At 71.9% G+C, this 9,151-nt stretch carries 9 protein-coding genes; 5 read left to right on the top strand and 4 right to left on the bottom strand.

Annotated features, from left to right (window positions below; all coding sequences use genetic code 11):
• The 3 genes from ACFFNX_RS33080 to ACFFNX_RS33090 all read left to right on the top strand — a co-directional run.
• The coding region (locus ACFFNX_RS33080) for a TolB-like translocation protein (protein ID WP_378209798.1) at window positions 1-808 on the top strand (808 nt) is incomplete at its 5' end.
• A 147-nt stretch (window positions 809-955) separates the two neighbouring features.
• Window positions 956-2,386 carry an MFS transporter gene (locus ACFFNX_RS33085; protein ID WP_378209799.1) on the top strand — a complete coding sequence of 477 codons (1,431 nt, stop codon included), beginning with the start codon at window positions 956-958 and terminating at the stop codon, window positions 2,384-2,386.
• A complete protein-coding gene (locus ACFFNX_RS33090) occupies window positions 2,383-2,508 on the top strand; it encodes a hypothetical protein (protein ID WP_378209800.1) in 126 nt (41 codons plus the stop codon). The genes ACFFNX_RS33085 and ACFFNX_RS33090 overlap by 4 nt, the downstream gene beginning before the upstream one ends.
• Window positions 2,509-2,539: 31 nt before the next feature.
• Here the strand turns inward: ACFFNX_RS33090 and ACFFNX_RS33095 are convergent, their stop codons facing one another.
• Entirely contained in the window at window positions 2,540-5,227 is a 2,688-nt protein-coding gene (locus ACFFNX_RS33095) for a hypothetical protein (protein ID WP_378209801.1), read from the bottom strand.
• Window positions 5,228-5,429: 202 nt separating this feature from the next.
• Between ACFFNX_RS33095 and ACFFNX_RS33100 the strand changes: the two genes are divergently transcribed.
• A complete protein-coding gene (locus ACFFNX_RS33100) occupies window positions 5,430-5,933 on the top strand; it encodes a hypothetical protein (RefSeq protein WP_378209802.1) in 504 nt (167 codons plus the stop codon).
• 103 nt (window positions 5,934-6,036) lie between these two features.
• Window positions 6,037-7,254 carry an SGNH/GDSL hydrolase family protein gene (locus tag ACFFNX_RS33105; protein ID WP_378209803.1) on the top strand — a complete coding sequence of 406 codons (1,218 nt, stop codon included), beginning with the start codon at window positions 6,037-6,039 and terminating at the stop codon, window positions 7,252-7,254.
• 13 nt (window positions 7,255-7,267) lie between these two features.
• Here ACFFNX_RS33105 and ACFFNX_RS33110 read toward each other — a convergent pair whose 3' ends face one another.
• The 3 genes from ACFFNX_RS33110 to ACFFNX_RS33120 all read right to left on the bottom strand — a co-directional run.
• Window positions 7,268-8,230 (bottom strand): transglycosylase SLT domain-containing protein, encoded by a 963-nt coding sequence (locus ACFFNX_RS33110; RefSeq protein ID WP_378209804.1) that lies wholly within the window; start codon window positions 8,228-8,230, stop codon window positions 7,268-7,270.
• Complete coding sequence (locus ACFFNX_RS33115; protein ID WP_378209805.1) at window positions 8,230-8,520, bottom strand: hypothetical protein; 291 nt, start codon at window positions 8,518-8,520, stop codon at window positions 8,230-8,232. The genes ACFFNX_RS33110 and ACFFNX_RS33115 overlap by 1 nt, the downstream gene beginning before the upstream one ends.
• A 148-nt stretch (window positions 8,521-8,668) precedes the next feature.
• On the bottom strand, window positions 8,669-9,151 hold a 483-nt coding region (locus ACFFNX_RS33120; RefSeq protein WP_378209806.1), incomplete at its 5' end, for a C40 family peptidase.

Raw genomic sequence — 9,151 nt, forward strand, 5'->3', positions numbered from 1 at the left:
CACGCCGCGGCGGGCACCGGAATCTGCCTGCAGGCCGTGCGCGGTGCCGTCCAGGACACCTACCGGGCCCTCGCACGCCGCGGCGGGCACCGGAATCTGCCTGCAGGCCGTGCGCGGTGCCGTCCAGGACACCTACCGGGCCCTCGTGCTGGACTCCCGGCTGCGCGTGCTGCGCCGCTTCCCGCTCGCCGGCATCCCCACGCGCGCCCGGGTCTCGCCGAGCGGGCGCATGGTCGCCTGGACGGTCTTCGTCAGCGGCGACTCCTACGCCAGCACCGCCTTCTCCACCCGCACGTCGATCCTCGACACTCGCACCTGGCGGCTGCAGAGCAGCCTGGAGACCTACGCGATCACCAGGGACGGCCGCGCCTACCGGGCCGCCGACGTGAACTTCTGGGGGGTGACCTTCGCCGACGACACCCACTTCTACGCGACGCTCGCGACGGGCGGGAGGACCTATCTCGTCCGCGGCGACGACGCCGCCCGGACCATGCGCACGCTGCGGAACAACGTCGAGTGCCCGTCCCTGTCGCCCGACGCGACGCGCCTGGTGTTCAAGAAGCGGGTGAAGGGCGCGTCGCCGGACGCGCCGTGGCGGCTGTACGCGCTGGACCTGCGGACGATGCGCGAGACGCCGCTCGCCGAGCACCGTAGCGTGGACGACCAGGTCGTCTGGTCCGGCCCGGACACGGTCGTGTACGCGATGGCCGGCGACTACGGCAGCGACCTGTGGACGGTGCCCGCCGACGGCACCGGCACGGCGCGCCGGCTGATGACCGCCGCCCTCGCGCCCGCCTACGTCGGGTAGCCCGCGCGGGCCGCCTCGAGCTCGGCCACGCCCTCGTCGGTGACGGAGTAGGTCCGCTTGGCGGCCTGCTCCCCCCGGGGCGTCTCCTCGGCCGGAGCATGTAGCGATTTATGTATACCGATATATATTGGCCCAGAGGAGGCCACCGTGGCCCAGGACGTGCACTCCGCCGGTGCGCTCAACGGGCGTGGAGCGGTGGCGACGCTCACCTTCCTGGGCTTCACCCTGCAGCTCCTCCAGGTGGGCATCATCCCGCTGCTGCCGACCATCGGCCGCGAGCTCCACGTCACCCCCGGCGCCGCCTCCTGGCTGGTCACCGCCGGGCTGCTGTCGGGCGCGATCGCGCTGGCGGTGCTGACCAAGCTCGCCGACCTGTACGGCAAGCGCCCGATGATCCTGGTCTCGCTGGTCCTCGTGCTCGCCGGATGCGTCCTCGGCTCGCTGACGAGCGACTTCGCCCTGCTCGTCGTCTCCCGCGCGCTGATGGGGGCGATCCTGCCGATGCTCGCGCTGCCGGAGGCGGTCGCCAGCGACACGATGCCGCCCCGCCGCGCGCACCTGACCATCGGCGCGATCCACGCCGGCAACGGCGCCGGCGTCGGTGGCGGCCTGCTGCTCGGCGCGCTCGTCGGCGTGCACCCCGCCGCCTGGCACGTGTTCTTCTATATCGGCACGGTCATGACCGTGGCCGGCGTCGCCGCGACGCTGGTCTTCGTCCGCGACTCGCCGTTCCGCGCCGAGGGCCGGCTGGACGTCACGGGCGCGGTGCTGCTGGCCGCGGCGCTGTCCTGCGTGCTGCTGGGCCTGAGCGAGGGCCCGGTCTGGGGCTGGGGATCGTTCTCCGTGGCCGGCCTGCTCGCCGGCGGGGTCGTGTTGTTCGCGGTGTGGCTCCTGCAGGCCGCCCGTGCGCGGCATCCGCTCATCCGGCTGTCCGCGGTGGTCGGTGCCCACGTGCGCGTCCCGTACCTCGTCACGTTCCTGATCGCGTTCGGGATCTACGGGTCGCTGACCGCCGTGACCCGCTATGCGCAGGCCGTGCCGCACCTGACCGGGTACGGCTACGGGTACAGCGCGCTGCGCACCGGCTGGTTCGCCCTGCCGCAGACACTCGGCGGCGTCGCCGGGGCGATACTCCTCCAGCGCATGGGACGGCACCGCACCAGCGCGGTCGCCGCCGGCACCGGATCGGCGCTGATCACCCTGTCCTTCCTCGGCTACCTGGCGCTGCACGACGTGCCGGTCCTGACGATGACCTCGCTCGGGCTGTCGTCCATGGGCCTGGCGCTCGGCCTGGCCGCCACCCAGCTCATGGTGCTGCGCGTGGTGCCCGAGTCCGAGTCGGGCATCGCGCTGGGCATCTCGGTCGTCATGTACGCGGTCGGCAACTCCTTCGGCAGCGACGTGGTCGGGATGCTGTTCTCGGGCATGCGCCTGCCGGGCGGCCTGCCGCGACGCGAGGCGTTCCTGACCTCGTTCTGGCTGTGCGGCGGCGCCGCGCTCCTCGCGGTGCTGCTGTGCCTGTGGCACCTGAGGGCCCGCCCGGTCGCCGCCCTGCGTCCCACGGAGGAACCCGCATGAGCGTCCGCGTCCCGATCGCCCTGGGCTGGAACACGGCCTTCGAGGAGGCGCGGGAGCGCATGGAGGAGACGGCCGCGTCGCGGTACATGCTGCCGTGGACACTGGAGACCCACGTCGTCTGAGAGCGCTCGGCTCAACCCGCGGCGAACACCCTCAGGTCGGCCAGGCCGGTGTTGCCCTCCCAGCGCGGCGCCTGGACCGCCACGTACCGGGCCGCCAGGCGGTGGACGAGTCGCCGTCGACCGCCAGGTCCGGGTCGTTCATGCCCGCGGGCAGCGGCGACGTCGGAAACGTCGTCTTGGTGAGGGCCAGGTCGGCGACCGGCGTCAGACGGGTCCCGCCGAGGTGCACCGTCCGCTGCTCCCCCGCCGCGAGCGTGACCTCGGCGCGGTCCGCGTCGTCCGCCGTGTGCACCGTGAAGGTGGCCGTGCCGCCGGTGTCCAGGTTCTTCAGCGTGAGGTTCTGCGCGTCGGCGACGGTCGCCTCCAGGGCCGGCACCGTGCCGCTCAGCGTGAACCGCGGCGGCTCGACCCGCGCGTCCGCCGCGTCGACCGTCGCCTGGTAGACCGTGCCGCCCGGCGCGGTGCGCCGGGTGCCCCGGTACAGCCGGACGTCCCCGCTCATCGGCAGGGTCAGCCACGCCCCGCTGATCTTCGTGCCGCTCAGGTCGAACAGGCTGAGGTACCCGCCGGCCAGACTCGCCCGCAGCGCGGCCGGACCGCCCGACGGCGCCGAATCCGCGGCGCTCCGCTCGGTGTCGGCCGCCGGCTGCCCCGGCCGCGCCTCCACGACCATGCCCGCGCTGCCCGTCGCGGGCCCGTCGGACAGCACGACGCCGGACGTCGTCACGTCGATCGGGTTGGAGCCGTCGATGCGGGCGCGGTCGTCCTTCGAGACCGCCCACCGGGTGCTGGAGTCGCCATCGGTGGCCAGCGGCGCCTCGTACCCGGTCGAAACGGATGAGGCGGTCGTCGCCCTGCCGCGCGCCAGGTCCACGCCGCCGCCGTACACCTGGAAGTCATAGAGGGAGTAGCCGTACCCGGTCGCGGGCCGCACGCCGAGCATCCGCACGTACCGGGCGGAGGCCGCCGGGAAGTTCACCTGGTCGACGCCACCGTCGGCGTTGCCCGGGGCCAGCGTCACCGCTCCCCCGGGTCCGGTGAAGGCCCGGTCGCCGTCGAGGCCGCGCACGCCCGGCATGTTCAGAGCGAACACGTGGAAGGCGCCCTCACCGGCCGCCAGCCCCGACGTGGCGTACACCACCGAGCCGTCCGGCAGTGTCGTGAACCCGGCGAAGCCCGAGGAGGTCCGCAGGAGGGGCGCCGAGGCGTCCACGCCGTCGCGCACCCTCCGGTAGACGTGCGCGGTACGGTCCGACACGGTCAGCGACGTCGAGGGCAGGAACGACGGGTTGCCCGCCGTCGGGTCCAGGAACCAGTCGTCGTGCTCCGGCAGCCAGGCGAACTTCACGAAGCCGGGCTTGGGCACCGCCGCCGCGAGCGCGCCCGGCGACTGCTGCGCGACCATGCCCATCTCCGTGCCGTGGTTGGTGACCGAGCCGACGTCTTTGAAGAACGTGCCGGTGCCGACCGGCTCGGCCCCTCCACCGAGCCGGTCGCGCCCGTAGCGGAGCAGGTAGGCCATGGCCAGCTCCGAGCGGGCCTCCGGCTCGTACGCCCCCAGGTTCTCCGCGCTGCCGAACTTGGTCAGCCGGTTCTCCGGCGGGTAGTGCAGGTAGGGGTCGAGGTGGTCGAGCAGCATCCGCTCGGCGCGCGCGGCGTCGGGGTTCCCCCGTACGACGGCGCTGTAGGCGACCGGCAGCACCTCACGGCCGTAGAGGTGGTGGCGGTCGGCGACCATCGGGTACGCCGAGACGCCCGAGTCGGTGGCGAGCCGCAGGAGTGTCGTGTCGAGCTCGTCGCCGTTGGGAAGCCGGCGCTGCGACGGGGGCGGCGACTGCCCGGCGATCAGGTACTGGGCGGTGTTGCGCCCCGGGTAGGTCTCGGCCGACTCCTGGTAGATCGGGCTGAACGAGCCGTGGTTCTCCGCGGCGAACGTGTCGTAGATGTTGTGCGACCTGTTCCACTCCGACACCGGGTGGCCGTCGATCACCGCCGGGTTGGCCTGGTCGGCCACCGGCAGCCCGGCGATGTTCGTCGTCCAGCGGGTCAGCCACTCGCGCCACCGCGGCGCGGCCGGGTCGTCGGGCAGGTAGGCGAGCGCGGCGGCGAGCGGCATCGTCCGCACGCCCATCTCCTCCTCCTTGGTGTTGCCCTCGTAGCCGCCGGCGAGCCCGGGGATGGTCCAGCCGGGCGACTTGGGGTCGTTGCCGGTGCCGATGCTCACCACGTAGTTCGCCGACCCTTGGATCATCTTGTCGATGTTCACCCGGGTGGTCGCGTCGAGGTCGGCCCACATGAGCTTCGCGGCGGCGGCGAAGTAGGACTCGAACGTGCTGTCCCAGTAGACGTCGCCGCCCCACGTGCCCCGCGCGTCGACCCAGCGGTTCGCGGCCGCGTAGTGCGCGATGGTGTCCACGGTGTGCTGTCGCAGCACGTCGCGCGGCACGCCGGCGAGGTCCGCGTCGTACGTCCCGAACCTCAGCGGCACGGCGTTGCCCAGCACGACCGTGAAGGCGAAGCTGTCGCTCTGGTACAGGGCCGGGTTGGCGGTCGCGGCCGGTTCGGTGCCGGACGACGAGCGGACCCACAGCCTGTACTCGGCTGTGGCCGGATTCCACATCGTCTCCGCCCACCGGGTGTGCTCCAGCAGGATCCGGTGGTATCCGGCGGTGACGCCGACGGCGGCGAGCAGGAGCGTGAGGGGATGGCGCGTGCGCATGGGAGATCCGCTCGAAAAGGAGGGGGAATGGCGGGTGAAGCGGATTGAGAATAAAGGCGCGGAACGGCCGCCAACGCAGGTCGTGACCTGATCCGGTCACCCATGTGACCTGCGACGTTCGATCGCTGCCTCGGGATTACCGCGCGCCGGTGGACATTGGGCGAGCCGCCGGTTCCCGTCGCGCAAGCTCATGATCCCGGCCGTGGCGTTCGCCGTCGGCACCGTCGTCGCGCCGGTGGCGGCGTACGCGGCGACCGGGTCGTTCTCGAGCGGTTCGAGCACGAGCGCGGTGACGGCCACGAACACCGGCGGCGGGTACGCCCTCAACGCGAACAGCTCCGACGGGACCTCGATCCTGTCGGCCTCGGGCGGCACCGGCAGCGGCTCGGCCATGCTGTTGCGCCAGAACGCGTCCGATGACGGTTCCAACGCGCTGTACGCCAAGACCTACACCCACACCGGCACGCACTACGGCGTCCAGAGTGTCACCACCTCCCAGGGCGCCGACGTGTTCGGGCAGGGCACCGCGTACGGCGTCGTCTGGGTCGGCGACGCGGCCGCCACCGGCTTCACGCTGAACCTCGCGCCCCCGGCGCCGGGCGCGGTCGACTTCGGCTACCACGTCGTCGGGCTGTACACGCCCGCCGCGGCCCGCGCGAAGCTGCCCTCCTCGGCCGCCGCACGACCGTCGCGGGCACGCCGCTGACCGGGGACCTTACCGGCAGGTCACCCGGATACCCGCGAGTCGGTTGACGACGGACCGTCCAGAACGAAAGACTCCCCGGAAGCTTGGGAGATGGACGGTCACCTTGGGTTGGAGGAGTGCGTTCCGCAGGCCGGTGGCCGTGGCGTGCGGCATCGCCCTGCTCGTCGTCGGTCCCGCGTCCGTACGGTCGCGCACGCTGGCCCGCGAGCCCCGCGCCCCCGCCTGGGTGGGCACGTGGGAGAGCCCGGTCGTGACCACGACCGCCAACGGCTGCGTGGACTGCACGATCCGCGACGTGGTGCACACGAGCGTCGGCGGCACGGCCCTGCGCGTACGGCTCTCCAACGCCTTCGGCACCGCTCCGCTGCTCGTCGCGCACACCACGGTGGCGCTTCCGGCGGCCGGCGGCCGGGTGGCGCCGGGCACCCTGCGCCAGGTCACGTTCCGCGGCAGCGCCTCGGTGTCCATCGCCCCGGGCACCGAGGCCGTCAGCGACCCGGTCCGCCTCCGGGTGCCCGCCGTCCACGACCTGTTCGTCACGACCTACACGCCCGGGTACGCCACGCCGCTGAGCCTCCACCCGATCGGCCTGCGCCGCTCGCTGGTGGTGAGCGGCGCCGACGCGGCGAACGCACTGGACGCGAGCGTCTTCCCGAGCGTCACGCACTCGGGACACCTCGTCTCGGGCGTCGACGTCACCGGCGGTGACGCACGGGGCGCGGTCGTCGCCGTCGGCGACTCCATCACCGACGGCTACCGGTCGACCGACGGCGCCGACCACCGCTGGACCGACGTCCTCGCCGCCCGGCTGGCCCGGGGACCCCGCCCGCTCGGCGTGCTGAACGCCGGGATCGGCGGCAACCGGCTCCTGCTCGGCGGAGGCACACGCGGTGAGCCCGCGCTGCAACGGCTCGACCGGGACGTCCTCAGCCGCCCCGGCGTGCGCACGGTGATCGTCCTGGAGGGCATCAACGACATCCACCTGCCGCCGCGCCAGCGCGACCCCGCCAAAATCACCGCGGGCCTCGCGGCCATCGCCGCCCGCGCCCACGCCCACCGTCTGCGCGTCGTCGCCGGCACGCTCACGCCGTTCGCGGGCTGCGCGTACTACTCCCCGCGCGAGGAACTCGTCCGGCGGGCGGTCAACACCTGGATCCGCAGGAGCGGCACGTTCGACGCGGTGATCGACTTCGATGGGCTCGTACGCGACCCGGCCGATCCCCGCCGGCTCTTCCCGCCGTACGACTCCGGCGACCACCTGCATCCGAACGACGCCGGTTACGCGGCGATGGGCAACGGGGTGGACCTCGGCGCGCTGTGAGATCGCCCGGGGCTCAGTAGCCGACGTACCCGGTGTGGTTGGCGATGCCCTGGATGCCGGGCACGTTGCCCAGCGAGCCGTAGCGGCTCAGGGCGTAGCGGGTGCCCGCGATGATGTTGTCGACCGGGTTGTAGACGTTGGTGTGGCCGGACAGGGCGTAGCTGTTGAAGGTCGGGTCGATGGTCTGCATCAGACCCTTGGAGGGATGACCGGCGGCGGCGTTGGAATCCCAGAGGTTGATCGCATTGGGGTTGCCGCCCGACTCGTACTGGATGATCGTCGCGATGATGGGGGCGTCCGCGTAGGTGACGTTGATGCCGTGCGCGCGCATGATGTCGATCGCCTGCTTGATCCAGTCGGCGACCTCGCCGGACGGGCGCGTCAGCGGCGGCGCGCCGCTCGAGCCGTAGCTGCCGTTCCAGCCGGCGGGTCCGTGGCTGCCGTTCGGGCCGCTGGCACCGGTCTTCGGGTCGAGGCCGTTGAGGGCGCCGGTCAGCCCGTCGTCGATCCGCCTCGCCCGGTACAGGGCCGCGTTGATGCGCGTCTGCAGTCTCTGTCCCTCATCGACGACGTCCTGCGGGGACTTGCCCTTCGGCGGCGTGGCCGGGGCCTTGACCTCGGCGTCGCTGCCGCTCTCGACGACGCTGTACCCCTGCTTGGTCGCGTCGCCCACGGCGTTCAGCAGGTCGCGCTGGGCCGCCTCGAAGTCCTTTCCGGCCTGGGTCAGCATCGTTTCCACGTTCTGCAACTGCCCGGCGGATTTGGAGATGTTGACGTGGGCGTCGGTGACCCGGCCGCGGGCGAGCTCGGACGAGAGACCGCCCCAGTGGCCCACGGTGATGTGCTGGCCGACCTTGTCATTGAGAAATCCGGCGTGCTCCAGGGCGGAGTCCGCCCATTGCTTCCAGGCTCCGGCGGTGTCGGCGAACTTCGCCGGCTGGAAGTTATAGAGCTGACTGTAGGTGAGCTCGGACATCAGACTTCCCGTACCTCATTGGTGGTCTTGTCGGAGTCCAGCTCGGCCGAGCTGTAGTGCCGGTGGTTCTGCGCGAGCTGGTCGCTGATGCCGTAGATCTCCGTCGCGTGACCGTGGAAATGATCCACGAACCGGGCATGGCAGCCCGCGAGCGCGGCCGCGAACGACGTTCCCCCATGATCCGAGGCCGCGGCGACGCAGCCCGGCGTCAGTTCACCGATCTTCTTGTGCAGGCTGCCGGCCGTCTCGGCCGCGCCTTCCTTCGCCGCCGACAACCGGCCGAAGTGCACATACCATCCGACTTCCTGAGTGTTTCGGGTCATCCTTCATCCCCCATCCCGCCGAATGTGCCGACTTTAGCGGAAGCACTCCGGAACGAGTTTTCCACCAATGGCTGAGAAGATCGACCGGGAACGCTACGAATTTTCGAGAACTTGGTCAAAGGTAACGCGCCGCCCCGGCGTACTCATCCGCGTACCGGTGCTCGTCCACCTTCACGATTTCCAGCGGGCTTTCCTCTGTCGCGCTGTTGGCGGGGGCGTCGATCTCGTACCCGTCACCGATGTACATGCCGACGTGGTGGATCGACCCGGTGCCGTGGTCGTGGGCGTAGAAGATCAGGTCTCCGGGCCGCAAACCGGCCCGGTCCACCGGCCGCCCGCCGGCCTTCTGGGCGTCGGAGTCGCGCGGGATCGTGATGCCGTTCAGGTCATAGACGGTGTGGGTGAACCCGGAGCAGTCGAAGCCGAACGACGAGGTGCCGGCCCACAGGTAGTGCAGGCCGACGAACATCTTCGCGGTGCGGACCAGGTCGGCACCCGTGGGCCGGGACGCGCCCGCCGCGGTGTCCCGCACACGCACGTCGCGTGCGGGCAGCCAGCGCCCGCCGCGGTCGGGCGTCGCGACGAGCACCGCGGAGCC

This window comes from Actinoallomurus acaciae, assembly GCF_042429965.1.
In the GTDB taxonomy this organism is placed as follows: domain Bacteria; phylum Actinomycetota; class Actinomycetes; order Streptosporangiales; family Streptosporangiaceae; genus Actinoallomurus; species Actinoallomurus acaciae.

Coding starts and splice junctions, on each gene's coding strand:
- ACFFNX_RS33110 (WP_378209804.1), bottom strand. CDS start 8,230: ATGTCCGAGCTCACCTACAGTCAGCTCTATAACTTCCAGCCGGCGAAG.
- ACFFNX_RS33090 (WP_378209800.1), top strand. CDS start 2,383: ATGAGCGTCCGCGTCCCGATCGCCCTGGGCTGGAACACGGCCTTCGAG.
- ACFFNX_RS33095 (WP_378209801.1), bottom strand. CDS start 5,227: ATGCGCACGCGCCATCCCCTCACGCTCCTGCTCGCCGCCGTCGGCGTC.